Here is a 25,657-nt window from a genome sequence, read left to right as displayed (position 1 = left end):
TTCTTTACATGAAGAGCCGCCTTTGTTTTCATCCCCTTGTTAATGTGAAGCATTGTACCTAAATTAGGTAGCAAATGAACTGTATATGATTGCCATAATACTATCAGTACCCGAGCACCAATTCGAATGGGTAGATATCACTAATCCGAAACAGGAGGATTTTACAGAGTTAAAAAAAAAGTATGGTCTGAAAGATGTTTCTATTAAAGACTGTCTCGAAGTAGGTCATCTCCCAAAGATAGAAGAATTTGACAACTACCATTTTTTGATTCTCCGCGCCATTCCGCCTATTCTTAAAGCGGAATCCGATAAACTTCCCGAAATTACCGAACGAGTTTCCATATTTTATAGCGAAAACTTTATCGTTACGGTACACCGAAACGAAATTGAATTCTTAGAAAAAATCAAATCAAAAGATAAAAACGACAAAAAACTGGCATCAAGTAAAAGCTTGGTAAATTCACTTGTATCGGAAGCTCTTTGGACTTTTGAAAAACTTGCGTTAGACCAATTGGCAACAAAATTAGACTACTATGAAGAGATTGTATTTCTGCATCGACGTCGCAAATTATTTTTGAAAAAACTCTACTACATTAAACGACAAATAGATGTGATTCGAATTGTCTTAACGTTGTATAAAGATATTGTAGATTATTTCCACATGCCGCAATATCAGAATATCTATACGCAAGACTTGAGAGATCTATTTACACGTACGAATACGCTATATAGAAATACAGGTGAAAACATCGCCCAGCTACTGTCAGTTTATTTTAACATAGAGTCTAATCATACCAACGAAATCATGCGTACGCTGACTATTATTTCTGTATTCTTTATGCCCCTCACATTTATAGTAGGTGTGTATGGAATGAACTTCAGAAATATGCCGGAACTGGAATGGTATTACGGTTATCCTGCAGTATTACTTGCTATGGTTGGGTTATCAGCATTAATCTATTTTTGGTTTAAACGAAAAGATTGGCTTTAGCGTTTAGGTTTAGACGCCACAAACTCTTTCAAATAATAGGGTTCAAAATAGATTAAATTTTCGACCTCATGTGCCTCGAATCTTTTCCAAGCCAACGCACTCATATGCGCCGAAGAATGCTGAAATTGAGAAATAATATGCACCTGTGGATTGGCCCTAAATAAATCTTGAAATTTATTCGCCCCTGAACCAAACAAGAAAGCTTCTTTCAAATGAAATTCCGCAAAGGATAATTCGTCTATTATTTTAGCTTGTGTCGGAAGAACCTGTTTACCATCCTCATCAAATGCCATTGTATAAACTTCCATACGCCTTGCATCTATCATTGGAAAATACAACGAACCTTCCTGTAAAATAACTTTGTTCACAAGTCCATTAAACATACTCTCCAATGTATTGATCCCAATTAATGGAATATCTAGTGCGTAACACAATCCTTTTGCGGTAGACACACCTATACGCAAGCCCGTATATGAACCTGGCCCCATACTTACCGCAACCGCAGAAATATCAGAAAATTTAAGGCTATTCTGAAATAATATTTGCTCCACATAACTTGTTAATCGAGATGCATGCATATTAGGCTCACTACTTTGAATATGATCCAAAGTTATACCTTCTCTACTAAGCGAGACCGAACAAACTTCGGTAGCCGTATCTATCTGAATAATATAGCGCATCACTTTATAAATTTTTCAGGAACTGGATCATGTCCGTGCCCCCCCCAAGGGTTACAACGCGCGATACGCTTGACAGTCAACCATCCTCCCTTAAAAGGACCGTATCTTAGAATAGCTTCTTTTCCGTATTGCGAACACGTAGGTGTATATCGGCAGCTCGCTCCCAAAAAAGGAGATATAAACAGTTGATAAAAGCGAATTAACAACAGAAAAAAAAGCTGTATAATCTTATTAATAAATCTCAGCGTATCTTCAAGAAATTTCATCGACTATTTTGGCTAACGCAATCTTCATTTTTGAAAACATAACTTGAAATGACAATTCTTCGTTCGCAACATATTGTAATGCCAACAATAAATTTAGAGAATTCCCGGATGCCACAGGAGCTAAAGCGGTGTTTTTTTGTAAACGATAACATTCACGCATTTTACGCTTTATTTTGTTTCGGGAAACTGCGTGCTTAAATCGACGTTTGGGTACCGACAATATGATCTGAACATGGGATGATAAAGGCAGTTCTGATTTTAGAAAAACAACCCGAAAAGGGTATACTACAAAAGAAGAACCACTATGGAAAAGACTATCAATAAGTCTTTTACTACATAATCGTTCTTCTTTTTTAAAACTATTTCTTATCATTTCGATGACTATTTTTGGCCGATAGGCACGGTTAAAGTCACCGGCACGTTGATAAAGAATGTGTATTATCTTTTGTGACGAGATTCGTCAGAAACACTCAGACGTTTTCTGCCTTTAGCTCTACGGGAAGCTAATACTCTTCTTCCGTTAGCTGAGCTCATGCGCTCTCTAAACCCGTGTTTATTTCTTCTTTTTCTTTGCGAAGGCTGAAATGTTCTTTTCATGACGCTTAATATCTTTTTTAATGATTATGACCAATATTATCCCCTAATAGGAATGCAAAAGTAGTGTTTATTTTAGAAACTAACAAATAAAAAAAACAAAAAGCGAACAATAAATTGACTATGCTTTACCAAAGCATCTACGTTTCTATTTACTCTTTAATAAGTCTCGTATCTCTGCTAGCAATACTTCTTCGTTAGTGGGAGCCGGTTCAGTCTCTGGAGCAACAACTTCCTTCCGTTTTAAAGAATTTAACCCTTTAATGACTAAAAATATACAGAAAGCAATAATTAAGAATTGGATAATAACGTTGATAAAATTACCGTAACTCACAACTACTTCAGAAGTACCCGCTACTTCGTCAGCCTCCTTCATTACGTATTTTAGACTACTAAAATCCACCCCGCCGGTCAAATAACCAATAGGAGGCATAATCACATCATCTACCAGAGAAGTAACAATCTTACCGAATGCTCCGCCGATAACTACCCCGACAGCCAAATCAATGACGCTGCCACGCATAGCAAACTCTTTAAATTCTTTTAAGAAGCCCATAATTAATTAACATTAAATTTTTACCTTTACAAAAGTAGTCATTAAAATCGCATTATATTAAGTTAGTATAACAATTTTAATGCGAGATGACGTTTATAGCCCGCGAATCAAATATTTATTTAAAAATTATAATCTTTCGCATGAAAAAAATACTCATCGCTGATGACCATAGTATTGTCAGATTAGGCGCTTCTATTATTATTAGCGAAGCACTTAAAGATGTATCTATTACGCAAGCAAAAACATATCCAGAGGTATATGAACAACTAAGAATTCAACATTTCGACTTAATTCTTTTAGACATTAATATGCCAGGAGGCAATAATATTAAAGTAATTAAAGAAATATTAGAAATTCAAAATCATCTTAAAATTTTAGTATTTTCATCCTACGATGAAAACATATATGCGCTAAGGTATATCGAAGCAGGTGCGGCAGGATACCTTAACAAGACTACTGCTATGAGCGAATTAAATCACGCGATCCAACACATCCAAGAGCGCGGTAAATATATGTCTGAAGCCGTAAAAGATTTATATGTAAAGAGGCTTACATCACGCAAATCAAGCATAGACACCAATAATCCATTGAACAAACTATCAAACCGAGAAATGGACGTTGCAAAACACCTAATCGAAGGGTTCGGTATCTTAGAGGTTTCTAACGTCTTAAATCTAAGTTCCTCTACAGTTAGCACCTACAAAAGTAGGATTTTTGAAAAACTAGCTGTACATAATATTCCAGAACTCATCGAATTATTTAATTTGCATTCGGAAGAAAAATAATCGCTTTTACGTCCCAAGCAGTTTAGACCATCATCAACGCACGATTAGTGCTAGTATCTGATAAGATTAAAAAACTAAGCAAAAAAAATACGGCTAACACAGTTTAGCCGTATATATTATTATTTAACAACACATCTTAATCCACGTTATCGTGTAAAAAAGAATTGTTAGATTTAATTTCGGTTTCTCCTTCGTCAAAAGACAATGTAAAACGTGAGACCTGAGATTCAGACGAATGAGGTAAATTATCTAATGGTTTTTGTTTTCTTTTATATGCGGGTTCATTTTCCAACTCTTGAAGACCATTTGATGATTTCAGCTTCATGCTCAACTCTTTAAGACGTAATATACGCTCTTTAGTTTTCATGAGTTGATCTTCAAAATTTGATTCTCCCTTCTCTTCAATTTCCACAAATTGATTTCGAACTGGAGATTCCACAATATGCTGAACATCTTCCGCTATTTCTTCATTAGTATTCTCATAGGTATCAAACACGGAGGGTAATTTAAATTCAAACATCGAAGGAGAAGTTTTCAATTCATAGCCGCCGAGATCCTGCTCTTTTTCTCCTTCGGCAGTCTTCTCTGCTTCCAATGTATGACGGATTACCTGTGTTTCAGACTGAATTACAGAGTTAGAAAGTGCATTTACAGGCTTGGAGGAAGACGAGAACAGATCTCCTTGAGGCACTACTTTCGACTCGCTGGTGATTGTTTGGGTTTGAACAGGCTTAACTAGACTATCCGAAAGAGTACTTACTTCTTTGGCGGCAAATTGATTTTGCCCAACAGGCTTTACAAATGAAGTAGATGTCTCAGGAGTTAAAGGCAACGCAATTTTTTCTTTCTCTTTCTCTTTAATGCGCTCCTCAGCAGTTTGAAACCCCGTAGCTATAATAGTAACAGACAACTCATCTTCATAAGACTCGTCAATACAATTACCCCAAATTAAATCAGCCGTCAATCCAGCTTTTTCTTGGATATAATCAGTAATGATAGCCACTTCATCCATTGTTACTTCTTTATTACCCGAAGTAATATTTAACAAAATATAGCGAGCACCTTCTATTTCATTATCTTTTAGTAAAGGTGAGGCCAAAGCCCCTGTAACAGCTTCAATAGCTCTATTATCACCTTTTGAAATATGATTCCCCATGATAGCAACACCACTATCATTCATAACCGTACGAACATCCTTAAAATCAACGTTTACATAACCAGGAATAGTTATAATTTCCGCGATGCCTTTAGCTGCCGTAGTCAATATATCATCCGCTTTCGCAAAAGCAGCAGTCATTGTTAAGTTACCAAATATTTCACGAAGACGATCATTTGAAATAATAAGGTAAGAATCTACATATTTGCGCAGTTCATTTAACCCCTCTTCTGCCTGAGAACGTCGCTTTTTCCCTTCAAAAGTAAACGGAGTCGTAATGATAGCAACAGTCAGAATTCCCATTTCTTTAGCCGCCTTAGCTAAAACCGGACTTGCACCGGTACCTGTACCACCTCCCATACCCGCTGTAATAAATAGCATCTTGGTATTCGTACCGAGCATTCTTTTAATGTCCTCTATACTTTCGATAGCGGAATTTTCACCTACATCCGGATCAGCACCTGCTCCCATTCCTTCTGTTAGACTAGTTCCCAATTGTACTTTGTTAGGAATTGGGCTTAATTCTAATGCTTGCGCATCCGTATTACACACAATAAAGTCCACGCCACTAATTCCTTGCTTGTACATGTGATTAACGGCGTTCCCTCCGCCGCCGCCTACGCCTATAACTTTAATTATAGACGACTGCTCCTTTAACATTTCAAATTGTATCGACATAAATATCCTATTTTTATGAATTGCTAAGTCCACAGTTACCTCAGAACTCATCAATTCGAATGTAATAATACCAAAATATCAACAACAGTTTTCCACAATTGTTAAAATGTGGAAAAAACCAATTAATGTTGAAAATTATTTTTTTCCAATAAACGAATCATCATCAATTCCAGAATCATCTTTGATGAAATCAGAGATAATTTTAGTAAACCAACTTTCCTTTTTGTTGGTCGTTTGCGTAATCTCTTTCACCTTTGATTTATCCGGATTTTTATATACTACTTCTTGCTGCGTTGCCTCATCTTCTTCTACTGTCTGAATCCCCTTAATCAATAAGCCAATACTTGTAGCGTACATCGGACTTTTCATCTCATCAAAAGATTGCTTATTCAACATATCCGTTTTGGCTAAATATTCATTTGGATATCCAATACGGCAATCGATTCCTGTAATATATTCTACCAACTGAACCAAATGTTTCAACTGTGCTCCCCCCCCTGTAATAACAATACCAGCAATTAATTTATCTTCATAGCCCGAAGATTTAATTTCATAATAAACATGCTCTATGATTTCTTCCATTCTCGCCTGAATGATGAACGCCAGGTTTTTAACAGAGATTTCTTTAGAATCGCGTCCGCGAATACCCGGTACACAAATTACCTCGTTATCTTTGTTTTCATCCGCTAACGCTGAGCCGTAACGCACTTTTAATTGTTCCGCTTGATTGCGTAAGACAGCACATCCTTGACGTATATCTTCGGTAACAATATTTCCTCCCAGTGGAATAACAGCAGTATGACGAATAATCCCTTCATGGAAAATAGCTACATCCGTAGTCCCCCCACCGATATCAACAAGAACTACTCCAGCCATTTTTTCCTCCTCATCCAATACAGCTTCAGATGATGCTAGAGGCTCTAATACCAAAGAAGAAACTTCCAGGTCAGAATTATCTACACACTTCTTAATGTTTTTGATATCAGTAACTCGACCTGAAATGATATGAAAATTAGCTTCCATACGACGTCCGGCCATACCTATTGGCTCCTTAATACCTGGTTCATTATCAATGGTAAATTCTTGTGGAAGAACATGAATGATCTCTTCTCCCGGAGGAAGAACAAGTTTGTACATATCCGAAATCAGACGTTCTACGTCTAAGCGACCGATTTCATCATCGTCACCTTTTGTCAAAATCCCACGATGCTGAATGCTCTTGATGTGCTGGCCGGCGATGCCAACATTGACCACTTTAATATCCACATTAGATTGTCCCTCGGCAGTTGCTACGGCGTCGCGGATACTTCCAACAGTTTTTTGAATATTAGCTACTACTCCACGGTTCACACCCGCAGACTCGGCTTTACCTACACCCAAAAGCTCAATTTTGTTTGTTCCACTGCGACGACCCACGGTCACGCAGATTTTCGTAGTACCGATATCCAATCCAACAATAATTGGATTTTCTTTTTCATTTGCTGTAATTCTTGGTTTCATATGCTGTATATTATGCTGTATTGTTAATTCTTCATATTTATTTTCATCTGTAAACTGTCCATAAACCAGTCTCCTCTACGTTCACAAATTATTTGATCCCCGTATTTCACGTTCACCCTCGCATAGGCATCGTTTCCTACTTTTGGTAGAATCTCACGGTAGTAAATCTTCAATCGGTCCAATTTATAATCCAACGAATCTGCCGTTCCGATGATCAACTCCTCATTACCTACCCGCGGCACTATTTCAATATCATTTTCAGCATTTACATATAATTGCACAATCTGGTTTTCCCAAAGCTCATCTCCTCTGATATGATCCACGATTTTTACCAGATCGCTTACGAGCTTACTCTGCACATCATCCAACGGCCTGCCATAACTCTCCGATATATTTCCGTTTGCCACCAATACATGCGGCACATACTTTAAGGTAACCGGAATTTTCTTACCCTCTCTATCGATATAGAATTCACGGCCATTTTTATTTATCACCCGTAATACAACTTCTCTCTGCTGCACCGCAACTTGCATAACACCATCCATGTCCGTATGAATTTCTGCATTAGATACATACGGAAGATCTTTTAACGATTCTTCAATCTGATTGACTGGAATACCCTTAATAGTCCTTCCCACTACCCTCCCATATTTCTCATTAATCAAGTTTGAAATATCGTGCTGATCGATAAAGGTTTCTTTCCCTTCAATCATTACACGCAGCGCTATACATACCTGATCGTTGCTCTTCCGTGCAATCAAGCTCATAAGCAGGGTCAGACCAACCAGAACCGCAACTCCGAGAATCCCATAGCCTATAAAGCTCCAGCGTATATTTTTCACTCTATTCATTCTCTAAAATAACCTTCAACGGTTTTACCAAACGATCAACGTCTCCTGCTCCAATTGTAACGATCAGTTCAGGTTTTTCTGCCATTACCCTGTCCAATACGTCCTGAGCCGTAACCACTCGTTTATTCTCTATTTTTATCTTATTCAGTAGCCAAGATGAGTCTACCCCATCGATCGGCAGCTCTCTTGCCGGATAGATCTCCATCAATAGAAGCTCATCTGCCATACCCAATACTTCTGCGAAGCCATTTACGAAATCACGTGTGCGTGTAAAAAGGTGGGGTTGAAAAACAACGGTCAACTTTTTCGTAGGATACAATTTACGCATGGAATTTAAAAAAGCCCGCAATTCCTCCGGATGATGGGCATAGTCGTCAATATACACATGCGCAGATGTGCGAACGATGTATTCAAAACGACGCTTCGCTCCTTTGAAATTAGCTAAAGCTGTTACAATTTTCTCCATATCAATACCCAACAACATCGCGACCGTAATAGCAGCGACGGCGTTCTCAACATTATGAAGTCCCGATATTCCAAGACGGATATTTTCAACGCGCGTATCTCCATTGATGTAATCAAAATGAAATTCCCCATCATTTACATGTATATTTTCTGCAAAAGCGTCGGCCTTGGTTTCAAGTGAGTAGCTGATATCTCCCTCAAAAGGCAATCCTACTTTTACTATACTTTTACCATCTTCTACTACTCTATCTAGAAATAATTTGAACGAATCAATCAAATGCGACTCATCACCATAAATATCTAAATGATCTGCATCGGCAGAGGTTATCACGGCGATGTTCGGATGTAACGTTAGAAAAGACCGATCGTATTCGTCAGCTTCTACAACCACTACGTTATTATCACCGAATAAAACATTTGTATTGTAATTTGAACTAATCCCACCTAAAAATGCAGAACAATCGTATCCTGAATCTTTTAATATATGAGCAATCATGGTTGAAGTCGTCGTCTTACCATGTGTTCCTGCAACACCAATTGTAAAACGGCTCGCACTGATAAACCCCAATACCTCTGACCGTTTGTACAGTTCAAATCCCTTATCAACAAAATAATTTTTAATTTTCAAATCCTTTGGAACTGCGGGTGTAAAAATGACCAATGAATCTGCAGCTGGATGTTGGAAAATTTCCGGGATCAAATGAACATCGTCTTGGTAAAACACAGTAATCCCTTCTTTAACCAAAGCTAAAGTTAAGTCGGTTTCGGTTTTATCGTATCCTGTAACAGCACAATCCAAGTGATAGAAGTAACGCGCTAAGCCGCTCATTCCAATCCCACCAATTCCAATTAAAAAAACTTGTTTTACCTGATCAATATTCATTTCCTAGTTTATCAATTTTAAAACTTCGTTTGCTATTACCTCATCTGCATCGAGTAACGCTAATTTTTTAATATTTTCACTGAGTTCAACACATATGGCTTCATCGCGAATCAATTTAAGCGCTTCGTTCACCAAATGGATACGCGCACTCATATCGGTCACCATGATAGCCGCCTTTTTATCAACCAACGAAATCGCATTTTTTGTTTGGTGATCTTCTGCTACATTCGGCGAAGGAACCAATATAACAGGTTTACCAATTACACATAATTCCGAAATGGTCCCTGCCCCCGCCCTTGCAATAATCAGATCTGCCGCTGCATAAGCATAATCCATTCGCTGCAAAAACGGCAACAATTTAATATTGGCCGGCAACGTACCTTTTAGTTCCCTTTCTAGTTTTTCGAAATAATAACCGCCACATTGCCAGATCACCTGCACATTTGCCTGAATCAGTTTATCTAATGATCCTTTTATGCATTCGTTTAACGTATTCGCGCCCAAACTTCCCCCGGTAACCAAAATGGTTCTCTTACCTTCTTCTAATCCAAACGAAGTGATCGCCTCGCTGTACTTACCAGAAATATTTACAGAGGTCCTTCGGATTGGATTCCCGGTTAACAGTACATTTCCTTCGGGGAAGAACTTATCCATTCCCTCATAGGCCACGCATATTTTTTTTGCCCTCTTGCCCAAATTTTTATTGGTCTTACCTGCAAAAGAATTTTGCTCCTGAATAAGCGTCGGAATACCAATATAGTTTGCCATCATTAACAAAGGACCGGAAGCGTACCCTCCAACTCCGACTGCTACTTCGGCACCAAACTCATGAATGATCTGCCTAGATTTCCATAAACTTTTTATCATTTTAAATGGTAAAGATATATTTTTCAATAACGACTGTCTATTAATCCCTTGAATATCTAATCCAATTATTTTATATCCTGCAGCAGGAACTTTTTCCATTTCCATCTTGCCCGCGGCACCCACAAATAGAATTTCAATCTCAGGTTGGGCACGGCGTAATGCGTTCGCAATCGCTATCGCAGGGAAGATGTGTCCTCCCGTGCCACCACCACTTATGATTACTTTGTGCGTCATACTAAATTATACTGTACCTACGATTATTTTTTTTTGTTTTGGAGTCTCATCCAGCTCCTGCTTATGTTTTAACTCTTCTATATTTCTACTTACAGAAAGAATAATCCCCAACGCTACACTCGTAAACAGAATCGACGTTCCCCCCATGCTCACCAATGGCAACGGAACTCCAGTAACAGGTCCCAATCCTACCGCGACCGCCATATTTGCCAACGCCTGTATTGTCAGGCTGAATCCTAACCCGGCAGCCAAAAAAGCCCCAAAGGCTCGTGGACTGAGCGTCACGATACGTATACAGCGATACATTAAAGCCAAGTAGAGAAATAACAATATTACACCGCCAATAGTTCCGTATTCTTCGATGATAATGGCGAAAATAAAATCTGAGTAGGGGTGCGGAAGCACATTTCGCTGTACACTGTTGCCAGGACCTTTTCCAAATAAACCACCCGTAGCAATTGCAATTTTTGAATTATTTGCTTGATAATTTTTATCCTCTTGAAAAGGAACATTGGAGGTCGTTACTTCTTCCGTTTCAAAAAATCCTTTGATGCGACTAAAATAGGTTGCTCTACGCGGACCTATCGAAATCACTAATATACCTAGTAAGCCCACCCCCAAAGAAACCAAGGCAATTTGCTTAAAGCTGATACGACCAATTAAAAGTAAAAGCACGCTAACTCCGAACAACATGACAGCAGTCGATAGATTAGCCCAAGCAATCAAGACAAATACTAAACACACCGCTCCCATGATCGGAAGAAAAGACTTCTTTACATCCTTAATTTCCTCCTGCTTTCGCGAAAGCATCCTTGCCAAAAAGGTAATTAATGCCAGTTTCGCCAAATCGGACGTTTGAAACGTCTGATTGATTACAGGAATCGTAACCCAACGGGCAGCATCGTTTACTTTGTTTCCAAACACCAGTGTATAAAGTAATAATGGAATAGTGATTGCCATTAAAAGTTTTGAAATACCTGCATAATACCTGTAATCTAATTTATGAGACAAGAACATCAATACCAGCCCCAAAGCGATAATAGAAAAATGCTTAAACAAATACAATTCTGTACCTTTGCCTTCTTTATAAGCAAGCGTACCTACCGAACTGTAAACGGCAAGCAAAGACCATCCTGATAAAATAATCACGATGATCCAAATCCATTTGTCTCCCTTTAATCTTGACAATACATGTTCCATACTATCTATTTTACAAGGCCATTACCGCTTCCTTAAACTTATCACCTCTTTCTTCGTAATTTTTAAACCAATCAAAACTTGCACAAGCCGGCGACAGCAATACGGTATCACCTTTTTTAGCTAGATGCGACGCAATCTCAACAGCATCTCCCATAGATGCGCTATTTACAATTACTTCGGCCTCCTCTTCAAAAGCATCGTGGATACGCGAGGTGTCTTTTCCTATGCAGATAATGGCTTTTACTTTTTGCTTTACCAAATCTCGAAGCATATCGTAATCGTTTCCTTTATCGACCCCACCTAAAATCAAAACAATATCTGTTGAAAAACTCTCCAGCGCATACCATACCGAATTTACATTTGTCGCCTTTGAATCATTAATGTAATTTACACCACCTATATATGCAACATGTTCTAATCGATGTGGAATATTGACATACGAGCCCATACTCTCCTTCATTGTCTGATTACGCAGCTCCTGTACTTTCGCAATCAATCCAGACGCCATGTTATTGTAGACGTTGTGCTTTCCTTGTAATGATAACTCTTCAATATTCATCGTAAATATTTCTCTATTAGGTATGTGAATTATTATAGTATTGTCCCGGTCCAAATATGCTCCTTGGACGATCTCTTTCTCTTGTGTTATGGGGATTAAAATCGCTTTGCTTTCAAAACGAGATAAAGCTTTCATGGTCTCCTCGTCATCAGCGCAATAGATAAAATAATCTTGCTCCGTCTGGTTTTGAATCATACGAAATTTAGAATTCACGTAGTTTTCCAACTTATAATCGTATCGATCTAGATGATCCGGCGTGATATTCAAAATTACAGCCACGTCTGCTCGGAAGTGATACATATCATCCAGCATAAAGCTTGAAACCTCCAATACATACACATCAAAGTTTTCTCGTGCCACTTGAAAAGCAAAGCTCTTTCCAATGTTTCCTGCCAAGCCGACATTTGCCCCACCTTTCTGCAACATATAATACGTCAACATCGTAGTGGTAGATTTGCCATTAGAACCTGTGATACAGATCAACCTAGCGTTCGTATACTGCGCAGCAAATTCAATTTCCGAGATTACAGAGATCCCCTGCTCTCTTAATTGTTGGATAAGCGGCGTGTTTCCCGGGATACCTGGACTTTTGACTACAAGATCTGCATTTAATATCTGCTGGTTAGTATGCTTACCACTCTCAAATGCGATAGCTTCTTTTTTTAAAATTTCTTTATATCCGTTGCTGATACTCCCGATATCAGAAACAAATACGTCAAAGCCTTTATCCTTGCCTAGTATAGCAGCACCTACACCACTCTCGCCTGCGCCGAGAACTACTAAGCGACCAGTTTGTGGGTAATAAGTATGTGCGATATTTGCCATCCTATCTTACTTTCAATGTTACTATTGTTAAAATTGCTAAAAACACACTCACGATAACGAATCGCGTCACGATCTTAGCTTCGTGATACCCTCTCTTCTGGTAATGATGGTGCAAAGGTGACATCAAAAAAATCCGCCTACCTTCACCAAACTTATTTTTGGTATATTTAAAATATGACACCTGTAAAATAACGGACACCAATTCAATTAAGAAAATACCGCACAAAATCGGTATCAATAATTCCTTGCGAATGAGAATAGCAAACGCAGCGATGATGCCGCCAATCGTCAATGAACCAGTATCTCCCATAAATACCTGAGCTGGGTAAGCATTATACCACAAGAATCCCGTACACGCACCTATAAACGCCCCTGCAAAAATCACAAGTTCACCTGAATTAGGAATATACATAATATTGAGATATTCGGAAAAGATAATGTTACCTGATACGTAAGCCAAGATTGCGAGTGTAATACCCACAATGGCCGAGGTACCTGTAGCTAATCCATCTATTCCATCCGTAATATTAGCGCCATTAGAGACAGCAGTCACAATGAAGACCACAAAAACCAAAAACACAAGAAATGTAGCCAAGGTGCTGTTCAATCCAAAACTATCTAAGACTTTAGCGTAATCAAATTCATTATTCTTATAAAAAGGGATATTCGTCTTCGTGGACTTCACATTCTCTGCGTACGTGCTTTCGCCAGTCTGCGGGTTAATGACTACTTCAACTGGTTTCGAAGACGTTGGATTTGTCACCTGCTCACGAACTACAATATCCGGATGGAAATACATCGTGATGGCAATGATCGTACCCAAGCCAACTTGTCCGATTACTTTAAATCGTCCAGCTAAGCCCTCTTTATTCTTGCGAAACACTTTAATATAGTCGTCCAAGAAACCTATCGCTCCCATCCAAATCGTCGTAACAATCATAATAATTACATAAATATTATCCAGTTTGGCAAACAACAATGTTGGTATAAGAATACCAGCTATAATAATCAAACCACCCATCGTCGGGGTGCCCCGCTTCTTTTCTTCACCCTCTAATCCTAGGTCGCGAATAGTTTCACCAACCTGTTTCCGATGCAACAAACGAATCAATCGACTACCAAAGACCGTCGTTATAATCAACGAAACAATAACGGTCATTGCCGTCCGGAAGGAAATGTATTGAAACAAGCCCGATCCCGGAATATGTAAATGATCTTGTAACCAAGTAAATAAATAATATAACATCGACTTATTATTATTCGTTAAATGTTTTTTCTAATTCTTCTTTGTCATCAAAATGATGTCTTACACCGCTAACTTCCTGATATTTTTCATGTCCTTTTCCTGCTATCAAGACAATATCTCCAGCAGAAGCTATGTGACAAGCCGCGCGAATTGCCTCTCTTCGATCAGAAATTGTAAATACATTCTTTTTCTTTTCAGCCGGAATCCCAGCCTCCATATCTTTGATAATAGTCAAAGGATCTTCGGTGCGCGGATTATCTGAAGTGATGATGACTTTATCACTGTACTTCAGCGCTACCCTCGCCATTTCGGGGCGCTTAGTTTTATCACGGTCTCCGCCACACCCCAACACAGTAATTATTTGCTGACCAACAACCTTTAAATCTTTTATTGTAGTCAATACATTTTCGACTGCATCGGGCGTGTGCGCATAATCCACTATACCAACAATTCCATTTTTAGAACGAACAGTTTCAAATCTACCCTGGGCTCCCGTAATTTCACTAATAGCCGTTAAGATTTTCAACGTTTCTTGTTCCAATAAAACAGCAGCACCGTATACAGCCAAGAGATTATATGCATTAAATCCACCTACCAATTTCACCCACACCTCATGCGAATCAATTTGTAATAACATCCCATCAAAATGACTTTCTATCACCCTCGCTTTGAAATCCGCTACCTGATGCAAACCATATGTTTTTTTATGTGCAAAAGTATTTTGAAGCATCACTTGCCCGTTTTTATCATCGGTATTAGTCAATGCAAAGGCATAACGATCTAAATCATCAAAAAACTTCTTTTTTGCTTTAATATATTTGTCAAAACTGCCATGAAAATCAAGATGATCATGTGTAATATTTGTAAAAAGCCCCCCAGCAAATCTCAAGCCGGCAATACGTTGCTGCACAATAGCGTGTGAGCTCACTTCCATGAAGCAGTAATCACAACCTTCATCCACCATATCAGATAGCAACTTGTTCAAAGCCACTGGATCTGGTGTCGTATGGGTTGCTGGAATAATGCGATCTCCGATTTTATTCTCCACGGTCGACAGAAGACCAACATGATACCCCAACTGCCGAAAAAGATTAAATAGCAATGTTGCGACAGTCGTTTTGCCATTTGTACCTGTAATTCCCACAAGCTTCAGCTCCTGCGATGGGTTACCGTAATAATTAGAGGCTGCAATCCCTAACGCGTACGATGTATCCCCTACAACTACATAGGTCGTATTATCATCCATCTGCTGCGGAAGTTGCTCGACTAATACAGCAGAAGCACTTAAGGCAATCGCTTTACCCACGTAGAGATGTCCATCCGTTTGGACTCCCCTTATCGCAACGAATAATGTGTTTTTTTCGACCTTACGCGAATCAAAACATACCGATGCCACTTCCACCTCTAGTGAACCGACAACCTGAACAACAGGAATAGCATGTAATAATTCTTTCAGTATCATATTAATGCAATTGAATTGCTACGTTTCTACCCAATTTTAATTTTTCACCCGGTATCAAAGATTGGCTTATCACCTTCCCTTTTCCATATATCTGCGTTTTAAAACCTGCATTTTCCATTGTATACAATGCATCAGACAACCCCATGCCTACCACGTTGGGCACTACACCTTCCTGAACAGACACCTCCGAAAATGGGATACCTCTTAACGATGTATCTCCTGTATTTTGTGAAATTGTACTCCAATTAATTGACTTTATACCCAAAGCCTCGTACACCTTTACTGAAGCCTCTTTGGAGCCCTTCAGTGTCAAAGGTATTTTTGAACCAGCTACATTTACTTTACGAGTAGCAAACGTACCATGAAGCGATAAATCATTAGCAAAAACCATATCGGCCAATTCCTTGAATACAGGCCCCGCTACAGACCCTCCATAATACCCATTACGAGGATTACGAATCACCACGATTATGGAATATTTAGGCTTATCTGCTGGAAAATATCCCGCAAATGAAGATTGGTAACGTCGGGCGCCATATCCTTTGGCGCCATCTGCCATCTGAGCCGTGCCCGTCTTCCCTGCGGAGGTATATAAAGGGCTAGCCAATCTTTTGCCCGTACCTTCTATCATCACCCCTTCCAACATTTCCTGCATTTTTCGAATTGCTTCGTCGGAAGCGATCTGCTTATTGATGACGCGGGCATTAAATTTCTGCACGGTATTGCCTAAATGACGAATTTCTTTAACAAATAACGGTGCAACCATTTCACCGTCGTTGGCTACTGCATTATATAACACTAAAGTTTGCAAAGGTGTTAACTTCAGCTCGTAGCCATACGCCATCTGTATTAAAGACAGTTTACTCCAGCTTCTATTTTCGGGAGTCTTTACAATAGGAATCCCCTCACCGGGAATTTGCAGTCCCAAAGGTTGATGCAAACCCCACTTATGCAATTTGGCCGTAAATTTTGCAGGATTACTTCCATAGTGTGTATGTATCAATTTTGTAATACCGACATTCGAAGATTCCTCAAAGGCCTCTTTCGCGGTCATCTTAGATTTTTTAGGAGCATGTGAGTCTCGGATCGTATGAGAAGGCACCTTATACGTTCCATTCCCAACATCCACGATTGTATTGGTATCTATCAACCCATCATCCAGCGCAGCCAGATAGGAGGCTAATTTGAATGTGGACCCAGGGTCCGCACCCTGTGCTATTGCATAGTTAAATTTCTCGCGGTATTCCCCATCGGTATCTTTTGTAAAATTTGCTATAGCACGTACTTCTCCCGTTGCAACTTCCATCAGTACCACACAACCATTGTCAGCATTACTGATTTTCAATTGCTTTTCCAATGCGCGTTGCGCCATATCCTGCATATTGACATCAATAGTCGCAATGATATCCGAACCGTCGACCGGAGCCACTTCAATTTCACGATTCAAAGGAACCCACACTCCGCCAGCAATACGCTGCATCATCTGAGCACCACTTTTCCCGTCTATATAATTCCCGTACGCTCCTTCCAGACCTACAAGAACAGTATCTATTCCTTTAGCATTTTTATATCCGATCGTTCGGGCAGCTAAATTAGTAAACGGAAGAATCCGTTTATTCTGACGGACAGTAACCAGACCACTGGAGAAGCGCGATTTCCCTTCCTTAAAGGTTTTCAACAACGGAAATTGTTTCAATTCCTTAAGATCCTGATGCGAAACATTTCGTTTTATCAACACGTACCGCTGCTTTTTCGCACGAGCATCTTTTAATGTCACCAAATATTGTCTTGCTGATTTATCTTTAAAAAATCTAGCAAGGCTGCTTGCCAAAGAATCAACTTTAGAATTAAAAACATCGCTACGTTCAACCGGAATCGCCATTGCATCGAAGCGTATCTCATATTCCGGAACAGAAGTCGCCAATAAACTGCCGTCGTTAGAATAAATATTCCCTCGGGCTGCCTCCACGACACGCTCCTGTATAGTCAAGCTATCTGCTATTGCACGCCATTCACCTCCATCAATATACTGCAGATGAACAAGTTTAGCAAAAACTGCCAAGGCACCAAAGACCATCAGCCCGAACGCCAGGTATACCCTCACCAATATGGATTTCCTAATATTCATTATTTGCTTTTAATCTTAATCGTGTTACTTCTTCTCTTTTACTATCTCAAGTTTAATAGGCGGCTGCGTTCTCTCCTTTAACCCCAATGTATCCGCCCTTTTGGCTATTTCTGACTGCGTCGTCAATTTCATCAACTCAGCAGACAAGGACTTATAATCCCAACTTAGCTCCTTCACCTCCCTACCCAATCGATCTATCTGCCGTACCGTTCGCTCCGCCAAATGTCGATTAGAAATATAAAGCAATCCCAAAAAGGCTAAGAATGCAATAAAAGGAAGATTCTTCGTCACCAAATACATTGAAAGCTGTTTAGGCGCAAAAATAGAACGAAGAAAATTTTGAGTTTCCTCTACTTTTTCTTCGACTGCATCGGACAACTCCTCTTGGATATCCTCACTTAATTCCTTATTTTTTATTGTATTCTTTCTAGACATACGATCTAGGATTGTTCAATTTTTTCTGCTACTCTCAATTTTGCACTACGTGAGCGATTATTCAATTCCAATTCCTGAATTCCTGCCGTTACCGCTTTACGACTAACAACCTGAAAGGGTTTTATTTCATTCCCAAAGAAATCCTTTTCCACCTCTCCCCTAAACTTACCTTTGAGCATAAAATTTTTAACCAACCGATCTTCTAAGGAATGATAAGACATGACCACCAGTCGCCCCCCAGGTTTAAGCAGAGACACTGTTTGCATTAAAAACTCCTGCAAAGCCTCCAACTCCCTGTTCACCTCAATACGTAAAGCCTGAAAAACCTGCGCATGATATTTATGTTCCTTTCCTTTCGGCACCAATCTTCTAATCACCTCTTTCAAACCCGCTACGGTTTCGATTTGCTGTGTGAGACGAGCAGTAACTATTGTTTTAGCCAAAGACCGCGCATTTTGCACCTCGCCATACATGCCAAAAATCCGATGCAAATCTTCCTCCGAATACGTATTCAACACCTTTTTTGCATCCAAATCGGAAACCTGATCCATGCGCATATCCAAATCTGCATCAAACCGAATAGAAAACCCCCTTTCCGCATCGTCAAACTGATGAGAAGAAACGCCTAAGTCAGCCAATATACCGTCCACTTGTCTTACACCCGCAAGACGCAGGTTATTTTTCATGAATTTGAAATTCTGATGAATCAGCGAAAAACGATCGTCTTCAATAATATTATTTAACGCATCAGGATCCTGATCAAAAGCAATCAGTCTACCTTGCCCGCCTAAGTGTTTCATAATTTCACGGGAGTGACCGCCACCGCCAAATGTAACATCTATGTACACGCCATCCGGCTTGATATCCAATGCTTCAATACACTCCTGAAGCATTACCGGTATATGATAGACTTCTTCTCTAGCCATCTATAGCTCCTCCAAAATCAAAACCACCCATCACTTCCTCAGCCAGTGATGCAAAATCGTCATCCACCCCACCATTCATCATTACGTCATAAACTCCCTTGGGCCACACCTCTATTTTATCAAACTGACATGCCAATACAATGTCTCCCTCTATCTTCGCATAGTCAAGCAACACTTTTGGCAGCAGCACCCTACCGGCAGAATCTAAATTGAGAATAGTAGCTCCACGCATGAATTGACGCACAAATTCTCTATTCTTAGCGTTGAATGTATTCAACTTAGAAATTTTTCCGGCCTGTTTATCCCATTCCTCACGTGTGTAAATCACCAAGTTTTTCTCAAATCCTCTATTCACAATAAGCCCCTCGCGCTCGACGTCAGGCAATTGCCTTTTGAGAGCGGCAGGGACTACCAACCTTCCTTTGGCGTCCAACTTACATTCGAATTCTCCGATAAGTTGAATCATGGGCTACCTGTCGTAATTAAATTATAATGTAAAAGTATACACTTTCCCCCACTTTCCCCCACAATCTCCCACAAAAAAGTTTTCCACATAGAGAAGATACTATATTTCGTTTCCAAAAACCCTCTTTAATTACACGATAAATAACTTTATTATTGATAGGCAACAAAATCATTTTCGTGATAAAAATGAATTTATACGGTACTTTTTTACACCTAATTTGCCAAAAAAAAAGATAGACTCCGAGACATATCAGCGAAAGGACAACACTGGTGGGCGAAAGTGGTGGATCATAATTTCTTTCAGATATTCCCATATATCATTCGTTATTCTCCTTAAAATCCGATAATTTTGCATGAAATCTTAATTTAATTTCTTCAAGTCGGCAGACCGACAGAGCAACAAATTAATTTTTTCATTTTTTACTTTTAATTTTTACTTTGTAATGCACAGAACACATACTTGTGGCGAATTGAGAATTGCCGATTTAGGAAACACCATAACACTAAGTGGCTGGGTTCAAAAATCTCGTGATTTAGGAGGAATGACCTTTATCGACGTCCGAGATCGATACGGAATCACTCAATTGACTTTCAATAGTGACGATAACGATAGCTTGCGGGCAAAAGCAAGAGAGTTAGGCCGCGAGTTCGTTATAAAAGTAACGGGGACTGTAATTGAGCGTTCAAGTAAAAATTCAAAAATTCCAACTGGAGAAATCGAAATAAAAGTTTCTTCTTTAGACATATTAAATGAGGCCAAATTACCTCCTTTTACAATCGAAGACGGCACGGATGGCGGTGACGATATACGGATGAAATACCGCTATTTAGATTTAAGACGTAACCCCGTTCGTGAAAATCTAATTTTACGTCACAAAATGGCCCAGGAAATCCGTCGCTATCTAGACGAACAAAATTTTCTCGAAGTAGAAACTCCTGTTCTCATTAAATCTACACCCGAAGGTGCTCGTGATTTCGTCGTGCCTTCCCGAATGAATCCAGGCGAATTTTATGCACTACCCCAGTCACCTCAGACATTCAAGCAATTATTAATGGTGTCAGGATTTGACCGCTATTTTCAAATTGTAAAATGTTTCCGCGATGAGGATTTACGTGCCGATCGTCAACCTGAATTTACACAAATTGACTGCGAAATGTCTTTTGTGGAGCAAGAAGACATCTTAAATATGTTTGAAGGGTTGACAAAGCATTTATTTCTTAAAGTAAAAAACATAGACCTAGGTCAGGTTCCACGCATAACCTATGCAGATGCTATGCAATTGTATGGGTCGGATAAACCGGACACACGATTTGGGATGGAATTCGTAAAACTGAATGACATCGTAAAAGACAAAGGTTTTCCGGTTTTTGATCAAGCCGAATTAATAGTAGGAATTAATGCGTCAGGAGCCGCACACTATACGCGTAAACAATTAGACGCATTGACTGATTTCGTAAAACGTCCACAAATCGGTGCCACAGGCTTAATATATGCACGTCACAATGAAGACGGCTCCATAAAATCTTCAGTAGACAAATTTTATAATGCCGAAGAATTGAACAAGTGGAATCAGGCCTTTAAAGGAGAACCGGGTGATTTATTCTTAATCATGGCCGGGCCTACTGATAAAGTCCGGAAGCAATTAAACGAATTGCGCCTGGAAATGGGCAATCAACTGGGATTACGTGATAAAAATAAATTCTCCCCTTTATGGGTAATGGATTTTCCATTATTAGAGTGGGACGAAGATACAGCACGTTACCATGCGATGCACCACCCTTTCACGTCTCCAAAACCGGAGGATATTGCGCTATTAGACACTAATCCTGGAGAAGTAAGAGCTAATGCATATGATTTAGTCATCAATGGTGTGGAGATAGGTGGTGGTTCTATCCGTATCCACGACAAGGAATTGCAATCGTTAATGTTCAAACACCTAGGATTCACTCCGGAAGAAGCACAGAAGCAGTTCGGTTTTTTAATGGAAGCCTTTACTTACGGCGCCCCTCCACATGGCGGTCTGGCGTTCGGTTTCGACCGTTTAGTTTCCATTTTTGCTGGACTTGACAGTATTCGAGATGTCATTGCTTTCCCCAAGAACAATTCAGGACGCGACATCATGATTGATGCTCCTTCCACTGTTGCGCCAGAACAACTGAACGAATTGAGCCTCGCACTTGCTATCAAAACCAAATAAGTATATAAGAGATTTAAATATTTTACGTTATATTTAAAAGTTGGTTATCCTGTAACCAACTTTTATTTTTGAATCAGATTAGTAAAGGAGTTTCATGCCGCAAACTATTGCAGATAAATTTTTAGCAGATAGCGCTACCAAATCATTTGACCAACGCCATCGTGATATTATTACGACAAATATTGACAAGTACAATATGGCTTTCGAAAGAGGAAAGGGTAAATTTCACGATTTAGCCAATTCGAAGAAGAAAGCCAATCTCGTAAAATGGAAAGTAATGGAAAACCTTGACCGCTACTTGGTAGAATTTGAAACTAATTTCACCAAACGAGGAGGCAAAGTAATCTGGGCAAATAATGCTGAAGAGGCACGTCAAGAAATAGGAAAAATCATGGAGACACATAATGCGAACTCCGTGATAAAATCCAAATCTATGGCAACCGAAGAAATTGAGTTGAATCATTTCTTATCGGAAAAAGGAATTGAAACGATTGAAAGTGACCTTGGTGAATATATCATTCAACTTTTGGATCACAAACCCTATCATTTCGTTACACCAGCTATGCACCTAAGCCTGGAAGACATCGCTAAATTATTTCATGAGAAATTCGGAACTGCCCTCGATGCCACTGCAGAACAGCTTACCTTAAAAGCACGCGAATTACTTCGTCAAAAATACACTTCTGCAGACATTGGTATTTCAGGAGCCAACTTTCTGGTCGCAGATACAGGCAGTATTGCAATTACGGAAAATGAGGGAAATGCCCGTCTGACGACGACCTTCCCCGATGTGCATATTGCGGTAGTCGGAATCGAGAAAATTATTCCTAGTATGATGGATCTGGATATGTTCTGGCCTCTTTTAGCTTCACACGGGACAGGCCAAAATCTGACCGTATACAACACGATTTTAAATGGGCCAAGACAGGAAACAGATACTGATGGTCCTCGTGAGATGTATGTTATATTACTTGATAATGGCCGGACAAATCTTTTGGAGCAAAAAGAGCAGCGTCAAGGCCTGTACTGTATACGTTGTGGCTCTTGCCTGAACGTATGTCCCATTTACCAAAATATTGGCGGCCATACCTACGAAACGACTTATCAAGGACCAATTGGTTCTCTAATCTCTCCACACCTTAGCGGGATGAAAGAATTCAAACATCTATCCTACGCGTCGAGCCTGTGTGGCAAATGTACTGAAGTGTGCCCTGTAGGCATCGATATCCAAAAAATGTTACTGCTAAACAGACGAGATGCTGTCCAGGAAAACCTAGCGACACCAATGGAAAAAAGGATGTGGAAGGGGTTTACCTATGCCATTCAAAGAAGAAAGCTGATTGATTTATTCGGAGGAAAATTTAAAAATTTCTTTGTCCGCAACTTTTTCAAAAAATCATGGGGAAAGAATAGAGAATTACCAAAATTCCCCAACAAATCATTTTCGAAACAATGGAAAGAGCAACAAAAAGAATTAGACAAATAATATGGATAAGCAATCGCAGTTGGCATTAAGCAGTGCAGTATTTTTCTTTATTATAGCAGCACCATTATTATTCGGTTTATCGCGGCTAGTGAATGATCCGCTGAGCATTACTTCTTCGGCAATTAGCGCTTCTGTCGGTGCGCTCATTTACTTCTTTCTGGTAAAAAGAAAACTTAAAAAAAAGGCTGAACGGTAGCAACGAACTTATAAGTTTATTTTACACAACAACAATTGAGGAGCCGACAAAAATTATCGACTCCCCAATCTTTAGTTATTGACTATAGCTATGGATTTTGTCAAAGCTTTGGCATCCTCCGCCATCCGAATAAATTCCGCTCTATATCCTTCGTCATCTTTTCCTTTGGCTAATTTCGCACGATTAATTAAGCTATCAAAATCAGCATTTTGCTTATAATCCGAATTTCGTAAAAGCATACCAAGCTCAGCAACAGAGGCTGCAAATTGAAAATCTTCGCTCATCGCCATATATCCTGTATTTGAGTAGACAACCTGCTGTTTCAATCTACTTTTCCCTCCATCAGGTTCCTTGTAACGGAATTTCACGGTAGCCAATTCGGAAGAATTATTTGTCACAGCTTTCCGCTCCGTTTTCTGATATTTCAAATCATCTACTAAGCCAATGATTTCACTCTTTACTCCAACAGGTACCATTTCGTAAATAGCCGTCACCGCGTGACCAACACCCATGTCTCCACCTAATTTATTGTCATTATTAAAATCTTCAGCGGCCATTAAACGATTTTCGTACCCAACTAAGCGATACGCTTGTACAGTATTGGGGTTGAACTCAACTTGAATCTTGACATCCTTTGCTACTGTAAATAATGTTCCACCGAATTCTGTAATAATCGCTTTTCGTGCTTCCGTGATATTATCGATGTACGCATAATTTCCGTGACCTTTGTTTGCCAACAGTTCTAATTTACTATCTTTATAGTTACCCATTCCATAACCCAAAATTGAAATATGCACACCACTCTCGCGCTCTCTACCGATTAGCTTTTCCATATCATCGTCAGAAGAAGCGCCCACATTGAAATCACCATCTGTAGCCATCACTATTCTATTATTTCCATTTTTTATGAAATTTTGACGCGCAATTTTATATGCCATTTTTAGTCCATCTCCCCCTGCAGTGCTTCCTCCTGCTTGAAGACCTTCAACAACATCCTTTATCTTCATTTTTTGACTCCCAGAAGTACTTTCTAATGCAACATTGGCGTTGCCCGCATATGTCACAATTGCCACTTTATCAACCTCCCGCAACTGGTCAACTAGTAACTTAAGGGAAGATTTCACCAACGGCAATTTGTTCGCATTCATCATGGATCCCGAAACATCTACTAGAAAAACAAAATTCGAAGTCGGTAACTTTTCAGTAGGTACATTTTTCGCTTTCAGTGAGATACGCAACAATTGATGCTTAGTGTTCCAAGGAGCCTGCGCTAGCTCTGTTTTTATATTAACAGGATCTCCATTTTCCGGTGCGTCTAAACTATATTGAAAGTAATTGATCATCTCTTCTATGCGGACTGCATCTACCGGAGGCAACTGTCCCGACTTGATAAACCGACGTACATTTCCATAAGAAGCGGCATCCACATCGGCAGCAAAGGTTGAAAGCGGTTGATTCAAAGGATTAATAAATTTATTTTCCTCTATTCCTTTATAACTTTCACTTTGCTGCGCCTCTCTTATTGGTGATACACCACGGATAAGGATATTCTGCTGTCCCGATCGATTAGCGGAAACATTCACCCCAGCCACTTTGCCCTGTAATAAATTATTGTAATTAGTTACCGGAATATCTTTTGCATCCTGCCCACGAATAATAATTGCAGATCCCGTCAGCACTTCTCTTTTCGCAGCTCCATATCCGACAACAACAACTTCATCTAGCTGATTAATTTGAGCGAATAGGATAACATCAATCGTATGTGACTTACCTACTTTAATAGATTGTGAAACATAACCAACGCAATTAAACGTCAATTCATCACCCTCCCCCGCTTCAATGTTATAAATACCACTTTGATCCGATAAGGTATTTATCTTTTTAGTCGTATTACGCACCTCCACGCCGGCAATCGGCACCTTCGTGTCATCAACAATTTTACCTGTTATAGTCTTTGCGTGAACATGATTTCCGGCCACTATGGTAAAAATCAAAAGAATAGATGATATTAAAGCTTTCATGATT

24 protein-coding genes are annotated in these 25,657 nt (G+C 39.5%); 5 read left to right on the top strand and 19 right to left on the bottom strand.

Annotated elements, in window-relative coordinates; all coding sequences use genetic code 11:
* The first annotated feature begins 85 nt into the window (after positions 1–85).
* The gene (locus C4F40_RS15810) at positions 86–991 is read left to right on the top strand and encodes a magnesium transporter CorA family protein (protein ID WP_196940342.1); all 906 of its coding nucleotides are present in this window, start codon (positions 86–88) and stop codon (positions 989–991) included.
* Here the strand turns inward: C4F40_RS15810 and tsaB are convergent.
* The 5 genes from tsaB to mscL all read right to left on the bottom strand — a co-directional run bounded on the left by tsaB (position 988) and on the right by mscL (position 3,087).
* Positions 988–1,671, bottom strand: a complete 684-nt coding sequence (gene tsaB, locus C4F40_RS15805) for a tRNA (adenosine(37)-N6)-threonylcarbamoyltransferase complex dimerization subunit type 1 TsaB (protein ID WP_196940341.1) — start codon at positions 1,669–1,671, stop codon at positions 988–990. The genes C4F40_RS15810 and tsaB overlap by 4 nt on opposite strands.
* Positions 1,671–1,937: a membrane protein insertion efficiency factor YidD gene (yidD, locus tag C4F40_RS15800; protein WP_196940340.1), complete on the bottom strand. Its 267-nt coding sequence runs from the start codon at positions 1,935–1,937 to the stop codon at positions 1,671–1,673. Before yidD ends, tsaB begins: the two co-directional genes overlap by 1 nt.
* On the bottom strand, positions 1,924–2,310 hold the full coding sequence (locus tag C4F40_RS15795) for a ribonuclease P protein component (protein ID WP_196940339.1): 387 nt from the start codon (positions 2,308–2,310) through the stop codon (positions 1,924–1,926). The genes yidD and C4F40_RS15795 overlap by 14 nt, the downstream gene beginning before the upstream one ends.
* Positions 2,311–2,375: 65 nt before the next feature.
* Complete coding sequence (rpmH, locus tag C4F40_RS15790) at positions 2,376–2,534, bottom strand: 50S ribosomal protein L34 (protein ID WP_136823072.1); 159 nt, start codon at positions 2,532–2,534, stop codon at positions 2,376–2,378.
* A gap of 145 nt (positions 2,535–2,679) precedes the next feature.
* Positions 2,680–3,087, bottom strand: a complete 408-nt coding sequence (gene mscL, locus C4F40_RS15785; RefSeq protein WP_196940338.1) for a large-conductance mechanosensitive channel protein MscL — start codon at positions 3,085–3,087, stop codon at positions 2,680–2,682.
* A gap of 140 nt (positions 3,088–3,227) precedes the next feature.
* On the opposite strand from mscL, the gene C4F40_RS15780 reads away from it, so the two are divergent.
* Complete coding sequence (locus C4F40_RS15780; protein ID WP_196940337.1) at positions 3,228–3,872, top strand: response regulator transcription factor; 645 nt, start codon at positions 3,228–3,230, stop codon at positions 3,870–3,872.
* Between the two features lie 136 nt (positions 3,873–4,008).
* Here C4F40_RS15780 and ftsZ read toward each other — a convergent pair whose 3' ends face one another.
* The 13 genes from ftsZ to mraZ form a co-directional block, all read right to left on the bottom strand.
* Positions 4,009–5,706: a cell division protein FtsZ gene (gene ftsZ / locus C4F40_RS15775; RefSeq protein ID WP_196940336.1), complete on the bottom strand. Its 1,698-nt coding sequence runs from the start codon at positions 5,704–5,706 to the stop codon at positions 4,009–4,011.
* 135 nt (positions 5,707–5,841) lie between these two features.
* Positions 5,842–7,206, bottom strand: coding sequence for a cell division protein FtsA (gene ftsA, locus C4F40_RS15770; RefSeq protein WP_196940335.1), 1,365 nt, complete (start codon positions 7,204–7,206; stop codon positions 5,842–5,844).
* A gap of 23 nt (positions 7,207–7,229) precedes the next feature.
* Positions 7,230–8,057: a cell division protein FtsQ gene (locus C4F40_RS15765; RefSeq protein ID WP_196940334.1), complete on the bottom strand. Its 828-nt coding sequence runs from the start codon at positions 8,055–8,057 to the stop codon at positions 7,230–7,232.
* Entirely contained in the window at positions 8,050–9,405 is a 1,356-nt protein-coding gene (murC, locus tag C4F40_RS15760; protein WP_196940333.1) for a UDP-N-acetylmuramate--L-alanine ligase, read from the bottom strand. Before murC ends, C4F40_RS15765 begins: the two co-directional genes overlap by 8 nt.
* Positions 9,406–9,408: 3 nt before the next feature.
* A complete protein-coding gene (murG, locus tag C4F40_RS15755; protein ID WP_196940332.1) occupies positions 9,409–10,506 on the bottom strand; it encodes an undecaprenyldiphospho-muramoylpentapeptide beta-N-acetylglucosaminyltransferase in 1,098 nt (365 codons plus the stop codon).
* Between the two features lie 6 nt (positions 10,507–10,512).
* Positions 10,513–11,706, bottom strand: coding sequence for an FtsW/RodA/SpoVE family cell cycle protein (locus C4F40_RS15750; protein WP_196940331.1), 1,194 nt, complete (start codon positions 11,704–11,706; stop codon positions 10,513–10,515).
* A gap of 10 nt (positions 11,707–11,716) precedes the next feature.
* Entirely contained in the window at positions 11,717–13,090 is a 1,374-nt protein-coding gene (gene murD / locus C4F40_RS15745) for a UDP-N-acetylmuramoyl-L-alanine--D-glutamate ligase (protein WP_196940330.1), read from the bottom strand.
* Between the two features lies 1 nt (position 13,091).
* Positions 13,092–14,336 carry a phospho-N-acetylmuramoyl-pentapeptide-transferase gene (gene mraY / locus C4F40_RS15740; protein WP_196940329.1) on the bottom strand — a complete coding sequence of 415 codons (1,245 nt, stop codon included), beginning with the start codon at positions 14,334–14,336 and terminating at the stop codon, positions 13,092–13,094.
* 10 nt (positions 14,337–14,346) lie between these two features.
* The gene (locus C4F40_RS15735) at positions 14,347–15,798 is read right to left on the bottom strand and encodes a UDP-N-acetylmuramoyl-L-alanyl-D-glutamate--2,6-diaminopimelate ligase (protein ID WP_196940328.1); all 1,452 of its coding nucleotides are present in this window, start codon (positions 15,796–15,798) and stop codon (positions 14,347–14,349) included.
* A gap of 1 nt (position 15,799) precedes the next feature.
* A complete protein-coding gene (locus C4F40_RS15730; protein WP_196940327.1) occupies positions 15,800–17,926 on the bottom strand; it encodes a penicillin-binding protein in 2,127 nt (708 codons plus the stop codon).
* Positions 17,927–17,950: 24 nt separating this feature from the next.
* Positions 17,951–18,361 (bottom strand): FtsL-like putative cell division protein, encoded by a 411-nt coding sequence (locus C4F40_RS15725; protein ID WP_196940326.1) that lies wholly within the window; start codon positions 18,359–18,361, stop codon positions 17,951–17,953.
* A gap of 5 nt (positions 18,362–18,366) precedes the next feature.
* The gene (rsmH, locus tag C4F40_RS15720; protein ID WP_196940325.1) at positions 18,367–19,287 is read right to left on the bottom strand and encodes a 16S rRNA (cytosine(1402)-N(4))-methyltransferase RsmH; all 921 of its coding nucleotides are present in this window, start codon (positions 19,285–19,287) and stop codon (positions 18,367–18,369) included.
* The gene (mraZ, locus tag C4F40_RS15715; RefSeq protein ID WP_196940324.1) at positions 19,280–19,753 is read right to left on the bottom strand and encodes a division/cell wall cluster transcriptional repressor MraZ; all 474 of its coding nucleotides are present in this window, start codon (positions 19,751–19,753) and stop codon (positions 19,280–19,282) included. Before mraZ ends, rsmH begins: the two co-directional genes overlap by 8 nt.
* 442 nt (positions 19,754–20,195) lie before the next feature.
* On the opposite strand from mraZ, the gene aspS reads away from it, so the two are divergent.
* From aspS to C4F40_RS15700, 3 genes are all read left to right on the top strand, one after another.
* The gene (aspS, locus tag C4F40_RS15710; RefSeq protein WP_196940323.1) at positions 20,196–21,950 is read left to right on the top strand and encodes an aspartate--tRNA ligase; all 1,755 of its coding nucleotides are present in this window, start codon (positions 20,196–20,198) and stop codon (positions 21,948–21,950) included.
* A gap of 94 nt (positions 21,951–22,044) precedes the next feature.
* On the top strand, positions 22,045–23,436 hold the full coding sequence (locus C4F40_RS15705; RefSeq protein ID WP_196940322.1) for a LutB/LldF family L-lactate oxidation iron-sulfur protein: 1,392 nt from the start codon (positions 22,045–22,047) through the stop codon (positions 23,434–23,436).
* Between the two features lies 1 nt (position 23,437).
* A complete protein-coding gene (locus C4F40_RS15700) occupies positions 23,438–23,632 on the top strand; it encodes a hypothetical protein (RefSeq protein WP_196940321.1) in 195 nt (64 codons plus the stop codon).
* Between the two features lie 71 nt (positions 23,633–23,703).
* Here the strand turns inward: C4F40_RS15700 and C4F40_RS15695 are convergent, their stop codons facing one another.
* Positions 23,704–25,653, bottom strand: coding sequence for a vWA domain-containing protein (locus C4F40_RS15695; RefSeq protein WP_196940320.1), 1,950 nt, complete (start codon positions 25,651–25,653; stop codon positions 23,704–23,706).
* Between the last annotated feature and the right edge of the window lie 4 nt (positions 25,654–25,657).

It is taken from the genome of Sphingobacterium pedocola (assembly GCF_015209965.1).
Classification (GTDB): Bacteria; Bacteroidota; Bacteroidia; order Sphingobacteriales; family Sphingobacteriaceae; genus Sphingobacterium; species Sphingobacterium pedocola.
This window is presented reverse-complemented; position numbering and strand designations above follow the sequence as displayed.

Coding starts and splice junctions, on each gene's coding strand:
- C4F40_RS15810 (WP_196940342.1), top strand. CDS start 86: ATGATTGCCATAATACTATCAGTACCCGAGCACCAATTCGAATGGGTA.
- tsaB (WP_196940341.1), bottom strand. CDS start 1,671: ATGCGCTATATTATTCAGATAGATACGGCTACCGAAGTTTGTTCGGTC.
- yidD (WP_196940340.1), bottom strand. CDS start 1,937: ATGAAATTTCTTGAAGATACGCTGAGATTTATTAATAAGATTATACAG.
- C4F40_RS15795 (WP_196940339.1), bottom strand. CDS start 2,310: ATGATAAGAAATAGTTTTAAAAAAGAAGAACGATTATGTAGTAAAAGA.
- rpmH (WP_136823072.1), bottom strand. CDS start 2,534: ATGAAAAGAACATTTCAGCCTTCGCAAAGAAAAAGAAGAAATAAACAC.
- mscL (WP_196940338.1), bottom strand. CDS start 3,087: ATGGGCTTCTTAAAAGAATTTAAAGAGTTTGCTATGCGTGGCAGCGTC.
- C4F40_RS15780 (WP_196940337.1), top strand. CDS start 3,228: ATGAAAAAAATACTCATCGCTGATGACCATAGTATTGTCAGATTAGGC.
- ftsZ (WP_196940336.1), bottom strand. CDS start 5,706: ATGTCGATACAATTTGAAATGTTAAAGGAGCAGTCGTCTATAATTAAA.
- ftsA (WP_196940335.1), bottom strand. CDS start 7,206: ATGAAACCAAGAATTACAGCAAATGAAAAAGAAAATCCAATTATTGTT.
- C4F40_RS15765 (WP_196940334.1), bottom strand. CDS start 8,057: ATGAATAGAGTGAAAAATATACGCTGGAGCTTTATAGGCTATGGGATT.
- murC (WP_196940333.1), bottom strand. CDS start 9,405: ATGAATATTGATCAGGTAAAACAAGTTTTTTTAATTGGAATTGGTGGG.
- murG (WP_196940332.1), bottom strand. CDS start 10,506: ATGACGCACAAAGTAATCATAAGTGGTGGTGGCACGGGAGGACACATC.
- C4F40_RS15750 (WP_196940331.1), bottom strand. CDS start 11,706: ATGGAACATGTATTGTCAAGATTAAAGGGAGACAAATGGATTTGGATC.
- murD (WP_196940330.1), bottom strand. CDS start 13,090: ATGGCAAATATCGCACATACTTATTACCCACAAACTGGTCGCTTAGTA.
- mraY (WP_196940329.1), bottom strand. CDS start 14,336: ATGTTATATTATTTATTTACTTGGTTACAAGATCATTTACATATTCCG.
- C4F40_RS15735 (WP_196940328.1), bottom strand. CDS start 15,798: ATGATACTGAAAGAATTATTACATGCTATTCCTGTTGTTCAGGTTGTC.
- C4F40_RS15730 (WP_196940327.1), bottom strand. CDS start 17,926: ATGAATATTAGGAAATCCATATTGGTGAGGGTATACCTGGCGTTCGGG.
- C4F40_RS15725 (WP_196940326.1), bottom strand. CDS start 18,361: ATGTCTAGAAAGAATACAATAAAAAATAAGGAATTAAGTGAGGATATC.
- rsmH (WP_196940325.1), bottom strand. CDS start 19,287: ATGGCTAGAGAAGAAGTCTATCATATACCGGTAATGCTTCAGGAGTGT.
- mraZ (WP_196940324.1), bottom strand. CDS start 19,753: ATGATTCAACTTATCGGAGAATTCGAATGTAAGTTGGACGCCAAAGGA.
- aspS (WP_196940323.1), top strand. CDS start 20,196: ATGCACAGAACACATACTTGTGGCGAATTGAGAATTGCCGATTTAGGA.
- C4F40_RS15705 (WP_196940322.1), top strand. CDS start 22,045: ATGCCGCAAACTATTGCAGATAAATTTTTAGCAGATAGCGCTACCAAA.
- C4F40_RS15700 (WP_196940321.1), top strand. CDS start 23,438: ATGGATAAGCAATCGCAGTTGGCATTAAGCAGTGCAGTATTTTTCTTT.
- C4F40_RS15695 (WP_196940320.1), bottom strand. CDS start 25,653: ATGAAAGCTTTAATATCATCTATTCTTTTGATTTTTACCATAGTGGCC.